Origin of the sequence: Tropicibacter oceani (assembly GCF_029958925.1) — a bacterium.
Lineage (GTDB): Bacteria > Pseudomonadota > Alphaproteobacteria > Rhodobacterales > Rhodobacteraceae > Pacificoceanicola > Pacificoceanicola oceani.
In genome coordinates, this window is sequence record NZ_CP124616.1 from 714,161 (window position 1) to 730,700 (window position 16,540).

At 62.3% G+C, this 16,540-nt stretch carries 17 protein-coding genes; 13 read left to right on the plus strand and 4 right to left on the minus strand.

Annotation, left to right across the window (positions count from 1 at the left end; genetic code table 11):
* Positions 1 to 12 precede the first annotated feature (12 nt).
* From hslO to QF118_RS03405, 7 genes are all read left to right on the plus strand, one after another.
* A complete protein-coding gene (hslO, locus tag QF118_RS03375; protein ID WP_282301241.1) occupies positions 13 to 999 on the plus strand; it encodes an Hsp33 family molecular chaperone HslO in 987 nt (328 codons plus the stop codon).
* Positions 986 to 1,588: a CoA pyrophosphatase gene (locus QF118_RS03380; RefSeq protein ID WP_282301242.1), complete on the plus strand. Its 603-nt coding sequence runs from the start codon at positions 986 to 988 to the stop codon at positions 1,586 to 1,588. Before hslO ends, QF118_RS03380 begins: the two co-directional genes overlap by 14 nt.
* Positions 1,585 to 2,751: a CCA tRNA nucleotidyltransferase gene (locus tag QF118_RS03385; protein ID WP_282301243.1), complete on the plus strand. Its 1,167-nt coding sequence runs from the start codon at positions 1,585 to 1,587 to the stop codon at positions 2,749 to 2,751. The genes QF118_RS03380 and QF118_RS03385 overlap by 4 nt, the downstream gene beginning before the upstream one ends.
* A gap of 161 nt (positions 2,752 to 2,912) precedes the next feature.
* On the plus strand, positions 2,913 to 4,775 hold the full coding sequence (locus tag QF118_RS03390; protein ID WP_282301244.1) for an ABC transporter ATP-binding protein: 1,863 nt from the start codon (positions 2,913 to 2,915) through the stop codon (positions 4,773 to 4,775).
* A complete protein-coding gene (locus QF118_RS03395; protein WP_282301245.1) occupies positions 4,772 to 6,613 on the plus strand; it encodes an ABC transporter ATP-binding protein in 1,842 nt (613 codons plus the stop codon). The genes QF118_RS03390 and QF118_RS03395 overlap by 4 nt, the downstream gene beginning before the upstream one ends.
* A 45-nt stretch (positions 6,614 to 6,658) precedes the next feature.
* Positions 6,659 to 7,885, plus strand: a complete 1,227-nt coding sequence (locus QF118_RS03400) for a class I SAM-dependent RNA methyltransferase (protein WP_282301246.1) — start codon at positions 6,659 to 6,661, stop codon at positions 7,883 to 7,885.
* 70 nt (positions 7,886 to 7,955) lie between these two features.
* On the plus strand, positions 7,956 to 8,450 hold the full coding sequence (locus tag QF118_RS03405) for a L,D-transpeptidase family protein (protein WP_282301247.1): 495 nt from the start codon (positions 7,956 to 7,958) through the stop codon (positions 8,448 to 8,450).
* Positions 8,451 to 8,456: 6 nt separating this feature from the next.
* Here QF118_RS03405 and QF118_RS03410 read toward each other — a convergent pair whose 3' ends face one another.
* Positions 8,457 to 9,008: a divisome-associated lipoprotein DalA gene (locus QF118_RS03410; protein WP_282301248.1), complete on the minus strand. Its 552-nt coding sequence runs from the start codon at positions 9,006 to 9,008 to the stop codon at positions 8,457 to 8,459.
* A 171-nt stretch (positions 9,009 to 9,179) separates the two neighbouring features.
* Between QF118_RS03410 and QF118_RS03415 the strand changes: the two genes are divergently transcribed.
* Positions 9,180 to 9,776 (plus strand): L,D-transpeptidase, encoded by a 597-nt coding sequence (locus QF118_RS03415; RefSeq protein ID WP_282301249.1) that lies wholly within the window; start codon positions 9,180 to 9,182, stop codon positions 9,774 to 9,776.
* A gap of 147 nt (positions 9,777 to 9,923) precedes the next feature.
* Positions 9,924 to 10,115 (plus strand): ferrochelatase, encoded by a 192-nt coding sequence (locus QF118_RS03420; RefSeq protein ID WP_282302393.1) that lies wholly within the window; start codon positions 9,924 to 9,926, stop codon positions 10,113 to 10,115.
* A gap of 76 nt (positions 10,116 to 10,191) precedes the next feature.
* Here the strand turns inward: QF118_RS03420 and QF118_RS03425 are convergent, their stop codons facing one another.
* Positions 10,192 to 11,187, minus strand: coding sequence for an asparaginase (locus QF118_RS03425; protein ID WP_282301250.1), 996 nt, complete (start codon positions 11,185 to 11,187; stop codon positions 10,192 to 10,194).
* Positions 11,188 to 11,357: 170 nt separating this feature from the next.
* Between QF118_RS03425 and QF118_RS03430 the strand changes: the two genes are divergently transcribed.
* From QF118_RS03430 to QF118_RS03440, 3 genes are all read left to right on the plus strand, one after another.
* Positions 11,358 to 11,888 (plus strand): invasion associated locus B family protein, encoded by a 531-nt coding sequence (locus QF118_RS03430; RefSeq protein WP_282301251.1) that lies wholly within the window; start codon positions 11,358 to 11,360, stop codon positions 11,886 to 11,888.
* 138 nt (positions 11,889 to 12,026) lie between these two features.
* A complete protein-coding gene (gene rlmN, locus QF118_RS03435; RefSeq protein ID WP_282301252.1) occupies positions 12,027 to 13,211 on the plus strand; it encodes a dual-specificity RNA methyltransferase RlmN in 1,185 nt (394 codons plus the stop codon).
* A 137-nt stretch (positions 13,212 to 13,348) separates the two neighbouring features.
* Positions 13,349 to 13,783 (plus strand): hypothetical protein, encoded by a 435-nt coding sequence (locus tag QF118_RS03440; protein WP_282301253.1) that lies wholly within the window; start codon positions 13,349 to 13,351, stop codon positions 13,781 to 13,783.
* A gap of 55 nt (positions 13,784 to 13,838) precedes the next feature.
* On the opposite strand, the gene hemH is transcribed toward QF118_RS03440, so the two are convergent.
* Both hemH and QF118_RS03450 read right to left on the minus strand, forming a co-directional pair.
* Entirely contained in the window at positions 13,839 to 14,900 is a 1,062-nt protein-coding gene (hemH, locus tag QF118_RS03445; RefSeq protein ID WP_282301254.1) for a ferrochelatase, read from the minus strand.
* A 60-nt stretch (positions 14,901 to 14,960) separates the two neighbouring features.
* The gene (locus QF118_RS03450) at positions 14,961 to 15,782 is read right to left on the minus strand and encodes a methyltransferase domain-containing protein (RefSeq protein ID WP_282301255.1); all 822 of its coding nucleotides are present in this window, start codon (positions 15,780 to 15,782) and stop codon (positions 14,961 to 14,963) included.
* Between the two features lie 12 nt (positions 15,783 to 15,794).
* On the opposite strand from QF118_RS03450, the gene QF118_RS03455 reads away from it, so the two are divergent.
* Complete coding sequence (locus QF118_RS03455) at positions 15,795 to 16,526, plus strand: ComF family protein (RefSeq protein ID WP_282301256.1); 732 nt, start codon at positions 15,795 to 15,797, stop codon at positions 16,524 to 16,526.
* Positions 16,527 to 16,540: the final 14 nt, after the last annotated feature.

The following is a 16,540-nucleotide window of genomic DNA, read 5'->3' on the forward strand; positions in this document are numbered from 1 at the left end:
TAAGGAAACCCCATGACACTTGGCACAAAAATCGCCTGGGACGACACCGTCCTGCCCTTTCAGCTTGATCGTTCCGACATGCGTGGACGCGTCGCGCGCCTTGATGGCGTGCTGAGCGGCGTTCTTTCGCAGCACGATTATCCCGCCCCGGTCGAGGCCCTGGTTGCCGAAATGGCGCTTTTGACGGCCTTGATCGGCCAGACGATCAAACTGCGCTGGAAACTGTCGTTGCAGGTTCAGACCAATGGCCCGGTGCGGATGATCGCCACGGATTACTACGGCCCCGAGAAAGAGGGCGATCCTGCCCGGATCCGGGCCTATGCCAGCTTTGACCGCGACCGCATCACCGATGCTCCGCCGTTCCAGCAACTGGGCGCGGGCTACTTTGCCGTGATGATCGACCAGGGCACCGACATGCAGCCCTATCAGGGGATCACCCCGATTGCGGGCGGCAGTCTTGCGGATTGTGCGTCGTCCTATTTCGCGCAGTCCGAACAGCTGCCGACCACCTTTGCGCTGTCCTTTGGCCGTTCGTCCGAACCCGGTGTGCCGGAACATTGGCGCGCGGGCGGCATCATGCTGCAGCACATGCCCAAGGCTTCGCCATTTGCCACGGGCGGTGGTTCGGGTGATGCCGGTTTGCTCGAAGCGCAAGACCTGATCGGCGATGACGCGCAGGAAAACTGGAACCGCGTGAACAGCCACGTCGGCACGGTCGAGGAATTGGAGCTGATCGGCCCGAAGGTGTCCCCGGCGGACCTGCTGTACCGCCTGTTCCACGAAGAACAGCCGCGGGTCTATGACGCGCAACCGATCCGTTTCGGCTGTACCTGTTCCGAAGACCGCGTGCGCCAAAGCCTGTCGATCTATTCGGCCAAGGACATCGAAAAGATGACCACGGACGAAGGCACGGTGACGGCAGACTGCCAATTCTGCGGGGCGCACTACGTTCTGGATCCGGCCACGGTCGGGTTTGAGGCGGACAATGACAAGGGATGATCAGATCCGTGCCCTGCGCGCGGCCCTTGGCGGCGATGATCAGGGCACCTCTGATTTCGATCTGAACCCCGATGTGCAATTGCCCCCGGGCCGCAAATTGCGGCCCGCCGGGGTGCTTTGCGCCTTTCAGCAGGGGGATGCGGGGCTTGAACTGGTTCTGACCAAGCGGTCGTCGCGGCTGAAGCACCACCCCGGCCAGATCGCCTTTCCGGGCGGCAAGCAGGACGAAGGCGATGCGGATGTGATCGCCGCCGCCCTGCGCGAGGCACATGAAGAGGTGGGATTGAACCCGCAACAGGTCGAAGTGCTGGGTACTTTGCCCACCCATGAAACCGTCACGGGTTTCTTGGTGACACCGGTTTTGGGCCTGATCAGAGACAGATTTGACCCCATTCCCGAACCCGGTGAGGTTGACGAGGTGTTTACCGCCCCCTTTGCCCATGTCACCGACCCGGCCCGCTTTTTCGTGCAGTCGCGGCGCTGGCGCGGCCAGCGGCGTCATTATTTCACCGTGCCGCTTGGGCCCTATTACATCTGGGGCGCCACGGCGCGGATGTTGCGCGTGTTGGCGGATCGGGTTTCGTCATGACTCAGTTGCGCGGCGCATGGTTGGAGGATCGCGGCACCCAGCGGGTCATGGCCCTGCTGGAGGACGCCGGGTTCGAAGCCTTTGCCGTCGGTGGCTGCGTGCGAAACGCGCTTTTGCAGGTGCCGGTGTCGGATGTGGACATCTCGACCTTGGCCCGCCCGGAAACGGTGATGCAGTTGGCGCAAGACGCGGGCCTGAAGGCCATCCCCACCGGTATCGACCACGGCACCGTGACCGTCGTCGCCCATGGCGAAGGCTATGAGGTCACCACCTATCGCGCCGATGTCGAAACCGACGGGCGGCGGGCTGTGGTGCGGTTTGCCGATGACATCCACGAAGACGCGCTGCGCCGCGATTTCACCATGAACGCGCTTTACGCCGACAGGCGCGGGCATGTCGTGGACCCCTTGGGTCAGGGGCTGGCGGATCTGCGCGCGCGCCGGTTGCGCTTTATCCAGGATGCCGAAACCCGCATCCGCGAAGATTACTTGCGAATCCTGCGGTTCTTTCGGTTTTCGGCCTGGTACGGCGACAAGGACCAAGGCTATGACGCCGAGGCGCTGGCCGCGATTGCCGCGAATGTCGATGGTCTGGACCGGATTTCCAGCGAACGTCTGGGGGCCGAGTTGCGCAAGCTGCTGACAGCGCCCGATCCCCTGATGGCAGTCGCCGTGATGGAACGGACTGGGGTTCTGGCGCATGTGATGCCGGGGGCGGTGTGCCGCCCGCTTGGGCCGCTGCTGCACCACGAAACCGTTCTGGGTCTTGCGCCCGAAGCGCTGCGGCGGATGGCAGTCATGGGGTTTTTCGACGGGGCGGCGCTGCGCCTGTCCAAACCCGATCAACGCAAACTTGCGCTGTATCAGAGACTGATTTCGCCTGATGCCGGCCTGGCCGAACTTGCCTGGCGCGAGGGGGCGGACATCGCCCGGGACGTGGCAGCCCTGCGCGCCGCCAGCCTTGAGGCGCCCTTGCCCGAGGGGATCGCGCAGCAGGTCGCGCTGGGCGCGGGTGCCGTGTTTCCGGTGACGGCGCGCGATCTGATGCCGACCTATCAGGGTGCACAACTGGGCGAGTCGTTGAGCGCGCTTCAGGCGCTTTGGATCGCCTCTGGTTTCAAGATGGACAAGCAGGCCTTGCTCGCTACACTTGACGAGGGGTGACACAACACCCGTTTTGCGCTAAAGCGGGTGGACCCTATCGGAGGACGTTTGATGATTTGTGACAGGAGCCCAACCAGCCTAGCCTGAGTTGCCCTGCACCCGCGCGGGCCACGCATGGCCCCGCATTTCATCACGTTCTTTAGTCCGTCAAGGCCGCCGATATGTTCCGTTTCTTTGAAAACCTCGTGAATCCCTATGCCGATTACGCGCACGAGGACACGCCACCGCGCCGCGTCGTGCCGTTCATCCTGCAATATACGCAGGGGTTTCGGACTGTCTTTGTTCTTGCGACCGTGTTTTCCATCGTGTCCGCCGCGATCGAGATCGGGTTGATCTGGGCAATGGGCTGGGTCGTCGACATTCTGACCGGTGATCCCGGTCAGGTCTGGCAAGATCACGGCACGGCGTTGATCGCACTGGCGGTCTTTATCCTGCTTCTGCGGCCTGTCTTGCAGGCCTTGGACGTGGCGCTGATGAACCAGACGATGATGCCCAATATCGGAACCCTGATCCGGTTTCGCGCGCATGCCCATGTGCTGCGGCAGTCGGTGGGCTGGTTCGAGAACGATTTTGCCGGACGCATCGCCAACCGGATCATGCAGACTCCGCCCGCGGTGGGCGAAGTGACCTTTCAGGTCTTTGACGCGATCACCTTTTCGCTGGCTTATGTGCTTGGCGCCCTGATCATGCTGGGCGATGCCGATCCGCAGCTGATCATTCCGCTGGGGATCTGGATCGTGCTTTACGGGCTGTTGATCCGCTGGACGGTGCGGCGCGTCAGTCCGGCGTCAAAGGCATCAAGCGACGCGCGCTCGCAGATCACGGGGCGCGTGGTGGATGCCTATACCAACATTCACGCCATCAAGATGTTCGCGCATCACGACCAGGAAATGAGCCACGCCCGCGAGGCGATCGAACACGCCCGTAAGACATTTCAGCGCGAAATGCGGCTCTATACCATCATGGATGTCAGTCTGGTCACGCTGAACGGCCTGCTGATCGTTGGTGTGGTGGGCTGGGCCATTGCGCTTTGGGCGCAGGGCAGTGCTTCGGCCGGAGTGGTTGCGGCGGCGGCGGCGTTGGTGCTGCGGCTAAACGGCATGACCGGCTGGATCATGTGGGCGACCACCAGCCTGTTCCGCGAACTTGGGATCGTTCAAGAGGGGATGGAGACCATCGCCCAGCCGATTGCCCTGGTCGACGCGCCGGGGGCTGCGCCGCTGGCGCTGAAGGCGGGGAAGATCGAAATACAGTCTCTGTCTCACCATTATGGGCGTGACAGTGGCGGGTTGGACGGGATCACCCTGAACATTGCCGCCGGCGAAAAGGTCGGGCTTGTCGGGCGGTCGGGCGCCGGGAAATCGACCCTGGTCAAGCTGCTGTTGCGGTTCTACGACGCCGAACAGGGGCGCATCCTGATCGACGGACAGGATATCGCAAAGGTGACCCAGGACAGCCTGCGCCACCAGATCGGCATGGTGCAGCAGGACAGCGCGTTGTTGCATCGGTCGGTACGCGACAACCTTTTGCTGGGCCGGCCCGGCGCCAGTGACGACGCCCTTATGCAGGCGGCGATGCAGGCGCAGGCGCATGAGTTCATCATGGAGCTTGAGGACCCCGAAGGGCGGCGCGGCTATGACGCGCATGTGGGCGAACGCGGGGTCAAGCTGTCGGGTGGGCAGCGGCAAAGGATCACGCTGGCGCGGGCAATGTTGAAGAACGCGCCGATCTTGCTGCTGGACGAAGCAACCAGCGCGCTGGATTCCGAGGTCGAAGCCGCGATTCAGGATACGCTGTATGGCATGATGCAGGGCAAGACGGTGATCGCGATTGCGCATCGCCTCTCGACCATTGCGCAAATGGACCGCATTCTGGTCATGGATCAGGGGCGGATCGTTGAAGACGGCAGCCATGACGCGCTTTTGGCGCGGGGCGGGCTATATGCCCAGTTCTGGGCCCGTCAAAGCGGCGGGTTTCTGGACCCTGATACAGACACTGACCGTGAAACCGAGGCGGGCCAATGACACCGATGACCTGGATCAATCCCTTTGCCGAGGCTGACGGCCCGCCGCCGCATACCCTGTGGCGGTTTTGCCTGTGGGCGCTGCGCGGAACATGGCCGCCCCTGATCCTGGCGGGGGTGTTTTCGGTGCTGGGCGGCGTGGTCGAGGTCGCGGCGGCGGTGATCCTTGGCTGGGTGGTCGATGCGGCGCTTTCGGCAGAAGCAGAGACTGTTTTCGACGCCAGTTTCGGGCTTTTGCTGTTTTCCCTGGTGTTCTTTCTGGTGCTGCGGCCGGTGATTTTCGGGGTGAACGCCTATCTGCAAACGCAAGTCACGCAGCCCAATATCCTCAGCCTGATCCTGAGCCGGATTCACCGTCATACCATCGGGCAGTCAGTCAGCTTTTTCGACAACGACTTTGCTGGGCGGATTTCGCAAAAGGAAATGCAGACCGCCCGCGCGCTGAATGATGTGGTGACAGAGATCCTGCATACGGTGCTGTTTGCCATCGCTTCGGTCATCGGGGCGGTGTTGATGCTGGGCACGGTGAACTGGCGGATTGCGCTGGGGCTGGTGATCTGGATGGTCGGCTATGGTTTCCTGATCCGCTATTACATGCCCAAGGTGCGCAAACGGTCCAAGGCGCGGGCAGCGGCGCGGGCCATGGTGACCGGGCAGCTGGTGGATACGGTGACCAACATCAAGACGGTCAAGCTGTTTGCCCATGCCGATTACGAAGACAGCGCCGCGCTGGACGCGATGGAAACCTATCGCAACCGTTTCATAGAATTTGGCCGCGTGTCGGTGGCATTCCGGTTCTGGTTGATGGCCTTGGCGGGGCTTTTGCCGGTGCTGCTGGTGGGTGGCGCGCTGTGGTATTGGAGCCTGGGTCTGGTGACGGCGGGCGACATCGCTGCGACTGGCGCGGTGTCGTTGCGGCTGGCGCAGATGACGGGCTGGGTGTCCTTCACCCTGATGGGGCTTTATGCCAATGTCGGCGAGGTCGAGGATGGGATGCGCACCCTGACCCCGCCGCATGATCTGGTGGATGCGCCGGGCGCCGCCGCGCTGAGCGTGCCGGAAGGGCGGATCGAATTCCAGGATGTCGGCTTTGCCTATGGCCGCAAATCTGGTGGGGTCGAACACATCAGCCTGCATGTCGAACCCGGCGAAAAGCTGGGGGTTGTCGGGGCCTCGGGGGCGGGGAAATCGACGCTGGTGGCGATCCTGATGCGGCTCTATGACACCGAAAAGGGCCGTGTTCTGATCGACGGGCAGGATATCGCGCAGGTCACGCAGGACAGCCTGCGGCACAAGATCGGGATGGTCACGCAGGAAACCGCGATGTTCAACCGGTCGGCCATGGACAACATCCTGTACGGTCGCCCCGACGCGACCGAGGATGAGGTGTTCGAGGCCGCGCGCAAGGCCGAGGCGCATGACTTTATCCTCAAGCTGCGCGATCACGCGGGGCGCGAAGGCTATGCTGCGCATCTTGGCGAACGGGGCGTCAAGCTGTCTGGCGGGCAACGTCAGCGCATCGCCCTGGCCCGCGCCATTCTGAAAGATGCCCCGATCCTTGTGCTGGACGAGGCCACCAGCGCGCTGGATTCTGAAGTTGAAGCCAGCATTCAGACCGCGCTGGAGCGGGTGATGCAGGGCAAGACTGTGCTGGCCATCGCGCACCGGCTGTCGACGATTTCCAGCATGGACCGGATCATCGTGCTGGATGCGGGCCGCATCGCCGAAGAGGGCACCCATGACTCCCTGCTGGAAAAGGGCGGGCTGTACGCGCGCTATTGGGAGCGGCAGTCGGGCGGTTTCCTTGGGTCGGACGAAGGGCAGGAAGCGGCCGAGTGATCGCGCCACTGGACGAAAGCGCGATTTCCGGGCAAGAGCGGGCGCATGACCACGATCAAGATTGAACGACTGGGCCACAAGGGTGACGGGATCGCCGCTGGGCCGATCTTTGTTCCCGGCGCCTTGCCGGGCGAAGAAGTGACGGGTGACGTCAAAGGTGGCGTCATGGCCGCGCCCAAGATTGTCACGCCTGTGCCGGATCGGGTGAAACCGCCCTGCGCCCATGCCAAGGGTTGCGGCGGCTGCCAATTGCAGCACGCCAGCGACGGTTTTGTCGCGGATTGGAAAACGCAGGTCGTGGCCCGGGCGCTTGAGGCGCATGATCTGAGTACGGAAATCAGACCCTGCATCACCTCGGCCGCGCAATCGCGGCGGCGCGCGTCCTTTTCGGCGCGGCGCACGAAAAAGGGTGCCTTGGCTGGTTTTCACCAAAAGGGATCGGACGTGATCGTGCCGGTGCCGAATTGCCGGCTGGTGACGCCCGCGCTGGCGGCGTCTTTGCCCATGGTCGAGGCGCTGGCCGTTCTGGGGGCCAGCCGCAAAGGCGAGATTTCCGTGCTGGTGACGCAAAGCCGGACGGGGCTGGATGTGTCCGTGACTGGCGGCAAGGAGATGGACGCGGATTTCCGGCGCGACCTGGCCGATCTGGCGCGGGACCATGATCTGGCGCGCATCGCCTGGGACGACGAGGTGCTGACCCGCCGCGCGCCGATCCAGCGCTTTGGCAAGGCCGATGTCACGCCGCCGCCCGGCGCCTTCATGCAGGCGACCGAGGATGGCGAGGCCGCCCTGCTGGCCGGTGTCCGCGAGGCGCTGGGCCCCTTGGGCAAAAACGCCAAGATCGCCGATCTGTTCGCCGGATGCGGCACCTTTTCCCTGCCTTTGGCACAGGATGCCCGCGTGCATGCCGTCGAAGGCGATCAGGCCATGATGCAGGCGCTGGACCACGGTTGGCGCAATGCCGAAGGGCTGAAGCTGGTGACACATCAGGTGCGCGACCTGTTCCGCAATCCTTTGATGCTGGACGAGTTGGACCGCCTTGACGGCGTTGTCATCGACCCGCCGCGCGCCGGGGCCGAGGCGCAGATGGTCGAGATTGCCCGCGCCCGCGTGCCGAAGGTTGCGCATGTGTCCTGCAACCCGGTGACCTTTGCGCGCGATTGCGCCGTGCTGACCCGCGCGGGCTATCGTCTGGATTTCGTGCAGGTCGTCGACCAGTTCCGCTGGTCCACCCATGTCGAGGTGGTGGCCGGGCTGACGCTGATCAAATGACGCAAAGGTGATCTTCCGGGGCGGACAGGATTTTGGTATGGTCGCCAAAAGTCTGTAAAAGGCAGGATCGATGCAGTTTCTGAAGGTTTTTCTGGTTCTGGGCTTGGCGCTGACTGTCAGCGCCTGTTCCAGCAAGTTCAAGACGTACAATGGCCCGGAGGTCACCCAGGTTCTGGTGAACAAGGGGGAACGCAAGATGTACTTGCTGCACCACGGCGAGGTGTTGGAGCAGTACAAGGTGGGCCTGGGATTCGCCCCGGGTGGCGACAAGAAGGTCCGCGGTGACGGGCGCACGCCCGAAGGCGACTACACCATCGACCGGCGCAACCCGAACAGCCAGTTCCATCTGAGCATCGGGATCTCCTACCCCAACGAGGCCGACCTGGCCGAAGCCAAGGCGCTGGGCAAGAACGCCGGCGGAGATATCTTCATTCACGGGCGTCCCTGGAAGTACCGCAAGGGCGGGCGCGACTGGACGGCGGGCTGCATCGCCGTGACGAACCGTGAAATGCAGGACATCTATGCCATGGTAAAGGACGGGACCCCGATCCGCATCAATCCCTGATCGGGCTTAGCTGGCGGTGAAACCCGGGATGGAGGCCAGACCGGGTGCACCCAAAAGCATCGTCCACCAGATCTTGCCGCTGCTTTCCTGGTGCCAGGAAAAGCCCAGGTCGCGCGCGGTCGGGTCCAGGATGACCTTGCGGGTCGACGGTTCTTCCATCCAGGCGGCCAGAGTCTCAAGCTCGGTTTCATAGGTTTCCGAGATGTTTTCGCCGACAACCCGGCCGCTGTAGCCGACGCGCTGCACGCGGTCGATCGGGGACGACCCGTCCGACCCAAAGTGCCAGGGCCGGTTCTGAACAGACATGTCGCGCGCATGGGTGGCGGCGGCGGCGTTCAGTTTGGAGTCCAGCTGCAACGCGGGGGCGCCGGCCGCTTCGCGCAGGGCGTTGACCGAATCCAGAATGCGGAACTGAATGCGGGCCGTATCCCCGGCGGTGATTCGATAGACCTTTGGCAAAGGCTTGCCGTCCGGCGCCAGGGTGGGCTGGGTCGGGGTCTCTGCGCAGGCAGCCAGGGCCGCGGCAGACGAAAGCAAAAGAAAAGTACGACGGTTCATGAGGCAGCTCTTGAAAACATTCTGTTAATACATGCCTTATCCTGCACAGCGTTGCCAATCAAACCCACATCGGCGTGAGCCCGCCAAAACACGCGGCTTTGAATTGCGACTGAGGCTTTCGGGTCATATTATAGGCGGCTTAGTTACACGCGTGAAAGAGGAGGCTTGGACATGGTAAATTCAAAAGGCAAAGGCCTGAGCCGCCGCGGCTTTTTGGTGGCCAGCGCGGCCGCCATCGGGACTCCGGCATTGGCGCAGGACGTGAACGAAGGCACGACCGAGATCGAGCGCGACGTCACCTCGGTGGTGCGGCGCAACATCAGCAGCTTTCGCACGCTGGATTGGCAACCTTACTTCACGAACCTCAACAAGGGGGCGATTCTGGTCGATATCAGCAGTCGCGCGCTGCACTACTGGGAAGAGGGCGGGCGTTACCACCTGTACCCGTCGTCGGTTCCGCTGACCGAAGACCTGACACGCCGCGGTCGGACCGAAGTGGTGCGCAAGGTCGAAGGCCCCGAATGGCGACCGACCCCGTCGATGCGCATCCGCAACCCCGAGTGGCCCGAATACGTCGGCCCCGGTCCGGATAACCCGCTGGGAAGCCACGCGCTTTACCTCAGCTGGCAGTATTACCGCATCCACGGCACGCATGACACGCGCAAGATCGGTCGCCGGTCGTCGAACGGCTGCATCGGCCTGTACAACGAACACATCGCGGAACTTTTCGGGATGGCAGAAGTTGGCACCCAAGTGTTGCTAATTTGACGACACTTTGTCGGGCTCGATTTCCGGTTTCACAAGATGCAATTGCATTCGCCCGGAAATGCTGGTTAGACAAAGATACGAGGTAAGTCTTGGGTGCCTGTCGTATGTTCCGCTATGGATACGGCAGGCGAATATCTGGAGAAGAACATGAAAAAAATCGCACTCGCCGCTGCATTTGTTGGCGCCGCTTCGACCGCAATGGCCGGTTCCTATGCTAAGGACGACGTCGTTATGGAGCCCGTCGTTGTTGTGGAAGAAACCGCAGCTTCGTCGTCCTCCGCAGCGATCCTGATCCCGCTGCTGCTGGTCGCCATCATCGCGGCAGCCGCTGCTGACTAATTCAGTCAGTCACGGACCGAAAAGGAAAAGGCGCTGCGACGGCAGCGCCTTTTTCTTTTGTCAGTCACAGTTTTGATCAGGCCAGAAGCGCGCTGGCCGGACGCACCTGACCCGTCAGGATGCCGCGCCAGTTGCGGATTTCGGGGGACAGGAATCGCTGTGTGTCGGGGTGATCTTCCGACAGGACGCCCAGCCTGACCAGGATCGCTGCCAGCGCGCTTTCGGCCGCGCGGGTCGTGCCATCGGCGATTTTCAGCGCAACCCCCAGGCCCTGTTGGGGCAGAATGGCGATGAAATAGCCATCGGCCCCGGTTTTCAGCGCCACAGGCTGGTTCGCCGCGCGCATCAACAGCGTGCAGGCCCGGCCTTCACCGGCGACCATTTCGGGATAGGCATACATCGCGGCGGCAAGGCGTGCGCCAGCCTGGCTAAGCGTATCGTTGCGGGTCTGGGCGGTGGCGAACCAGGCCATGGCGCGCGCCATCGCCTCGACCGTGGTGGCGTAGTTCGGGGCAGAGCACCCATCGATTCCAAAGCCGGGGCTTTTCAGGTCGGTGACGGTTTCAAAGGCGTCCAGCGCGGCCTTTTGCACCGGGTGATCGGGGTCGACATAGTCGGGGCCCGCGCCCAGATGCTGGCCCAGCGTCAGGAAACCGGCATGCTTGCCCGAACAGTTGTTGTGCAGTTGGCAGGGCGGCTCGCCGTCGCGAATCATCTGCAATTTCAGGTCGTTGTCGCGCGTAGGCTGGGGCCCGCACTGCAGGTCGGATTCGCCCAGGCCCAGATCCTTTAGCCAGTCCGACACGGCAGACACATGCAGCGGCGCCCCCTGATGAGAGGCGCAGGCCAGCGCCAGCTGGCGTTCGGTCAGCCCATGTTTGTCGGCAGCCCCCGAGGTGACGAGCGGCAAGGCCTGGATCATCTTGGACGAGCTGCGCGGCAAAACAACGGCTTGGGGATTGCCCCAGGCCTGGACGATACCCTTGCTGTCACTGATCACGGCATGCCCCAGATGGGTGTTTTCCAGAAACGGGCCACGGAAGGTTTCGGCAAGCAATTGAGCGTTGGTCATGGGTCTCCTCACGTCTGAGCGATAATCTGCCAAGAGGGCTTTCGTTTTTCAGCTATTTCAGGCTATTGTCCCGCCGTCGAGAGGAAAGGTTGTGTCTTGTCAGCGGGCGGTTACAGGCCCATAGGCGCACCTGGCTACGATTGAGGCAAGGACAGCTGGAGGCTGCACAGATGATTTCAAGCTTTGTGCGCGTGATTGCCACGACTGCGATGGTTCTGACGGCGGGTGCCGCCATGGCGCAGCAGGAAAGCACGAACCGCGTTGACGCAATGACCGATTGGTCGGTGTTCGAAGGGCAAACCCCGCGCGAATGCTGGGCCGTGACGACCTACAAGGAAAGCGTGAACACCAAGGACGGGCGCGTTGTCGCCGTGACGCGGGGCGATATCCTGCTGATGGTGTTTTTCCGCCCCGAGGCGGGCGTGAACGGGCAGGTCGCCTTTACCGGCGGTTATCCCTTTGCTCCGGGATCGACGGTCAACATGAACGTCAGCGGCACCGAGTTCGAGCTGTATTCCGAAGGCGAATGGGCCTGGCCCGCGACGCCGCAGGATGATGCCAAGCTTATCACCGCGATGAAGCGCGGCGCCGATGCGGTGCTGACGGCGGTGTCTGCGCGCGGCACCACGACCAAGGATACCTTTTCCCTGCTGGGCTTTACCGCCGCGGTGGAAGACGCTGAAAAGCGCTGCGCCAAGTAAGGGCCACGGCCCGAACCTTGTGACGGTGCGGCAGAGGTTTACATGACACGTCAAAGCAAGGGCCGGTTTTCGATCGGCCCTTTGTGTTTTTCGCCGAATCCTGTATGGGACAGGCTTGTTTTTCGAAGGATGCTGGCAATGGCTGCGGATGCACCGATCACTCAGGATGTTCTGACCATCCCCCGCAAGCTGCCCGAGGGCGGCAAGGTCAACCTGGTGGGGCTGACCCGCGACGGGATGCGCGATGCCTTGTTGCAGGCGGGCACGCCGGAAAAGCAGGCCAAGATGCGGGTGAACCAGATCTGGCAGTGGGTGTATCACTGGGGCGTGCGCGACTTTGCCCAGATGACCAACCTGGCCAAGGACTATCGCGCCAAGCTGGACGATCATTTCGTGATCGAAATCCCCGAAGTGGTGTCCAAGCAGGTCAGCGCCGATGGCACACGCAAGTACCTGGTCAAGATCGCCGGCGGTCACGAGGTCGAGGTGGTCTATATCCCCGAGACGGATCGCGGGACGCTGTGCATTTCCTCGCAGGTGGGCTGCACCCTGACCTGTTCGTTCTGTCATACCGGCACGCAGAAACTGGTGCGGAACCTGACCGCCGGAGAGATTGTCGGCCAGATCATGATGGCCCGCGACGATCTGGGCGAATGGCCGGAACCGGGCACCGGGACGGGCGATGCCGGGCCGCGTCTGTTGTCGAACGTCGTTCTGATGGGCATGGGCGAGCCGCTGTACAACTTTGACAACGTGCGCGACGCGATGAAGATCGCCATGGATGGCGAAGGAATTTCCTTGTCGCGTCGGCGGATCACTCTGTCCACCTCGGGCGTTGTGCCCGAGATCGCGAAATGCGCCGAGGAAATCGGCTGTTTGCTGGCGGTGTCCTTCCACGCCACCACCGACGAGGTGCGCGACAAGCTGGTGCCGATCAACAAGCGCTGGAACATCAAGGAGTTGCTGGACACGCTGCGCGAATATCCCCGCCTTTCGAACAGCGAACGCATCACCTTTGAGTATGTCATGCTGAAGGATGTGAACGACACGGATGCCGATGCGCGGCGGTTGGTCAAACTGATCCAGGGCATTCCGGCCAAGATCAACCTGATCCCCTTCAACGAATGGCCCGGCGCGCCATATGAGCGGTCGGACTGGGAGCGGATCGAGAAGTTCGCGGATATCGTCTATAAGGCCGGCTATGCCAGCCCGATCCGCACCCCGCGCGGCGAAGACATCATGGCCGCCTGCGGCCAGTTGAAATCGGCGACGGAACGGGCCCGAAAGTCACGCAAGCAGATCGAGGCAGAAGCAGGGATGTAACGCGCGTCCTGTCGATTGTCTAAGCAAGAAAAGGCAGGGCTTTGGCCCTGCTTTTTTGTTCGCGGCGGCCCGTTGACAAATACGATTAATTTAGTCAGGTATTTTGTGTGAGCAATAAGAGGCGTGTCATGCGGCACATGGACTTCGACATTTCTGATGACGGGCTGCGCGGACCCGAGCGACGGTTGATCGACATGCTGCGCCACTGGGCCGCGGGCCCGGATGCGCAAGAAGGCATTTGGCGGGAACTTTGCCAAAGCCTGGGCGCGCCGCGCGCCAAAGGGTGCCTTCGGGGTTTCGAAGATATGCTCGGCCTGCTGCGTCGTCATGCTTGGCACGCGCCGATGATCCTGCCGATATCCGCAACCGGCTATTCAGAGGATGAACTGGCCATTGCCCGCTTTGTCATGGCCGCAACCGAACAGCGCCGGGAAGTGGCAATGGCCGAGGCAAGCTTTCTCGTTTCTCCGCAAGCGCTGTTGCCGTTGATGACTGCCGCGACGCGAACTGGTTTGCCGCTTTTGTGCGAGGACTGCCGCGCCCGGGTGATGGGGCGCGGTAGCGTGCAGTGATGTGCATGCGATTTCCTGAAAGGAAATCGGGGCGGAAACTTCAAAAGTTTCCGCGTCAGTCAAGCCACCCTTTCAGATTGCTTTCGACGACCGCAGACAGTGCCTTGATGTGGGCATCGTCGTCGTTGAGGCAGGGGATATAGGTAAATTCCTCGCCTCCGGCGTGCTCAAAACTTTCCTTGATCTCTTCGTTGATCTCTTCCAGCGTTTCGATGCAATCGGCCGAAAAGGCCGGGGCGATCACGGCGATCTTTTTCTTTCCCTGCTTGGCCAGATCGGCCACGTGATCGACCGTATAGGGCTTCAGCCATTCTTCGGACCCGAACACCGACTGGAAGGTTGTCGTGATCTGGGTGTTGTCCCAGCCCAGCCGTTCTTTCAGCAGGCGCGTGTTTTTCTGGCATTGGCAATGATAGGGATCGCCTTCCAGAAGGTAGCGTTTGGGCATGCCGTGGTAAGAGCAGACCAGAATGTCGGGCTTGTTTTCCAGCGCGGCATAGGCGGTTTCGACAGACTGGGCCAAGGCGTCGATATACAGCGGATGGTCGAAATAGGGCGGGATGGTGCGCACTGCCGGTTGCCATTTCTCCTCCATCAGCGCGCGAAAGAACTCGTCATTGGCGGTGGCCGAGGTGGCGCCGGCCTGCTGGGGATACAAAGGCACAAACAGGATCTTTTGACAGCCTGCTTCGACCATGGCACGGACCTTTGATTTTGTCGACGGATTGCCATAGCGCATGCAGAAATCCACCATGACCTGATCGCCGTAGCGTTCTGCCATGGCAGCCTTCATCTTGGCGGTCTGGTCCTTGGTGATGGTCATCAGGGGGCTTTCGCCCTTGTCGTGGTTCCAGATGGATTTGTAGTTCGCACCCGAAGTGAAGGGGCGTTTCGTCAGGATGATCAGTTGCAGAAGCGGTTGCCATTTCCACGACGCGATGTCGATCACCCGCTTGTCCGACAGGAATTCGTTCAGATAGCGGCGCATCGGCCAATAGGTGTAATCGTCCGGCGTGCCGAGGTTGGCCAGAAGGATGCCCACCTTGGCCGGTTTGATCCTGGGGTGATCGGCGGGGGCGTGTTCCGGTCTGACAGCGGTATTGGCAGCATCGAGCATCTGATGTGGTTTCCTGTGGTCGAAAGCGTTTCGGGGTAAGTATCGCCTTATCACGATACGTCAATCTTTCAGGGGCTTTTCCTGCGTTCCTAGCGCCTGCGCAAGACTATGGGCGGCCGATCCTGGGCGCAGCGGTTTTTGCTGGCTGGCGTCGGGGGCCCACCCGGTCAGGGTGACGATCTCGAAACTGGCAGGAACGCGGCCGTCCTCCAGCGCGAAGGTCTGCGCATAGATTTCGCTGGCGCGCAGCAGGATCGCGCGCCTTGTCGGCTGGCGCAGGCGGGCGTGCAGGGCATTGGTTTCGCCCATGGCGCGCAGGTCGCGCATCAGGTGCAGGGCGCTTTGATAGCTGACGGTCAACGGTATGGCGTCAGCCACGGGCAGTGCCAGACCGGCCCGTTGCAGAAGCCCGCCCAGGTCGCGGATTTCGCCCATCGGCAGGATCCGCGGCGACAGGCCACCGGTGATCTCGATTTCGGCCTGCCCCAGCGCGGCGCGCAGTTCCTTCAGGGTGTCGCCACCAAAGGTCAGACACAGGAACAACCCGTCGGGCCGCAGTGCGCGGCGGCATTGGATGATCTGGCCGACAGGATCGTTGGCCCAATGCAAGGCCAGCGCATGCACCACCAGATCATGCGCACCTTCGGTCAGATCCAGCGTGTCGTCGTCCGAAAGGGTGCGGACATCCGGCAACAGGCTTTCCCAGACCTGCGGAAAAGGCGTCACCACAGCGGGTGCGGTAAACGATCTGTTAACCATCGCCAGTCGATCCTGAACCTCGTCGCGGGCGGTTTCATGCAGGAACAGCGCGGGATCGCGGGCCGCACGGGTGCGCCGCCGGTTCAGGGTCTGGCGATCGGTCAAAAGGGGCGTTTGTGTCATGGAGTACCAGATATGAGTTGGGCGCAGCGGATGCAAACGCTAGTGCAGCTTGTCTATCCGCCAAGGTGCCTGTCCTGCGGCGGCATGGTCGAAAGCGATTTCGGCCTTTGCGGCGTATGTTGGCGCGACACGCCCTTTATCGCGGGGCTGACCTGCGATCTGTGCGGCACGCGCCTGCCGGGCAGTTCCGACCGCGAAGAACACTGCGACGACTGCCTGACCACCGCGCGCCCCTGGAGCAAGGGTCGCGCCGCGCTGGAATACAAGGATCGCGGACGGCGCATGGTTCTGGCGCTCAAACACGGCGACAGGCACGACATTGCACGCCCTGCCGCACGCTGGATGGCGCGCCAGACGCGGTCTATCGTGCGGGAGGATACCCTGGTCGTTCCGGTGCCCCTGCACCTGCATCGACATTTGGCGCGCCGTTACAACCAGTCTGCCCTGCTGGCCGAAGCCCTTGCGGCGGAACTGGATCTGGACTGGTGCCCCGATCTGTTGCAACGGCCGCAAAAGACGCCTTCGCTGGATGGCAAGTCGCGGGATGAACGTTTTGCCACGCTGGCCGGGCGGCTGTCCGTATCGCCCCTGCGCGAAGGGTTGATCCGGGGTCGCAGCGTGCTGATCGTCGATGACGTGATGACCTCGGGGGCGACTCTGGCGGCGGCCACCGAGGCCAGCCTTGCGGCAGGCGCAACCGAGGTTTTCGTCAGCGTACTGGCGCGCGTTGTCAAAGACGCCTAAGTATTTCGGAAACA

Coding starts and splice junctions, on each gene's coding strand:
- QF118_RS03385 (WP_282301243.1), top strand. CDS start 1,585: ATGACTCAGTTGCGCGGCGCATGGTTGGAGGATCGCGGCACCCAGCGG.
- QF118_RS03400 (WP_282301246.1), top strand. CDS start 6,659: ATGACCACGATCAAGATTGAACGACTGGGCCACAAGGGTGACGGGATC.
- QF118_RS03395 (WP_282301245.1), top strand. CDS start 4,772: ATGACACCGATGACCTGGATCAATCCCTTTGCCGAGGCTGACGGCCCG.
- QF118_RS03410 (WP_282301248.1), bottom strand. CDS start 9,008: ATGAACCGTCGTACTTTTCTTTTGCTTTCGTCTGCCGCGGCCCTGGCT.
- QF118_RS03440 (WP_282301253.1), top strand. CDS start 13,349: ATGGACTTCGACATTTCTGATGACGGGCTGCGCGGACCCGAGCGACGG.
- hslO (WP_282301241.1), top strand. CDS start 13: ATGACACTTGGCACAAAAATCGCCTGGGACGACACCGTCCTGCCCTTT.
- QF118_RS03415 (WP_282301249.1), top strand. CDS start 9,180: ATGGTAAATTCAAAAGGCAAAGGCCTGAGCCGCCGCGGCTTTTTGGTG.
- rlmN (WP_282301252.1), top strand. CDS start 12,027: ATGGCTGCGGATGCACCGATCACTCAGGATGTTCTGACCATCCCCCGC.
- QF118_RS03450 (WP_282301255.1), bottom strand. CDS start 15,782: ATGACACAAACGCCCCTTTTGACCGATCGCCAGACCCTGAACCGGCGG.
- QF118_RS03455 (WP_282301256.1), top strand. CDS start 15,795: ATGAGTTGGGCGCAGCGGATGCAAACGCTAGTGCAGCTTGTCTATCCG.
- QF118_RS03380 (WP_282301242.1), top strand. CDS start 986: ATGACAAGGGATGATCAGATCCGTGCCCTGCGCGCGGCCCTTGGCGGC.
- QF118_RS03390 (WP_282301244.1), top strand. CDS start 2,913: ATGTTCCGTTTCTTTGAAAACCTCGTGAATCCCTATGCCGATTACGCG.
- hemH (WP_282301254.1), bottom strand. CDS start 14,900: ATGCTCGATGCTGCCAATACCGCTGTCAGACCGGAACACGCCCCCGCC.
- QF118_RS03425 (WP_282301250.1), bottom strand. CDS start 11,187: ATGACCAACGCTCAATTGCTTGCCGAAACCTTCCGTGGCCCGTTTCTG.
- QF118_RS03430 (WP_282301251.1), top strand. CDS start 11,358: ATGATTTCAAGCTTTGTGCGCGTGATTGCCACGACTGCGATGGTTCTG.
- QF118_RS03405 (WP_282301247.1), top strand. CDS start 7,956: ATGCAGTTTCTGAAGGTTTTTCTGGTTCTGGGCTTGGCGCTGACTGTC.
- QF118_RS03420 (WP_282302393.1), top strand. CDS start 9,924: ATGAAAAAAATCGCACTCGCCGCTGCATTTGTTGGCGCCGCTTCGACC.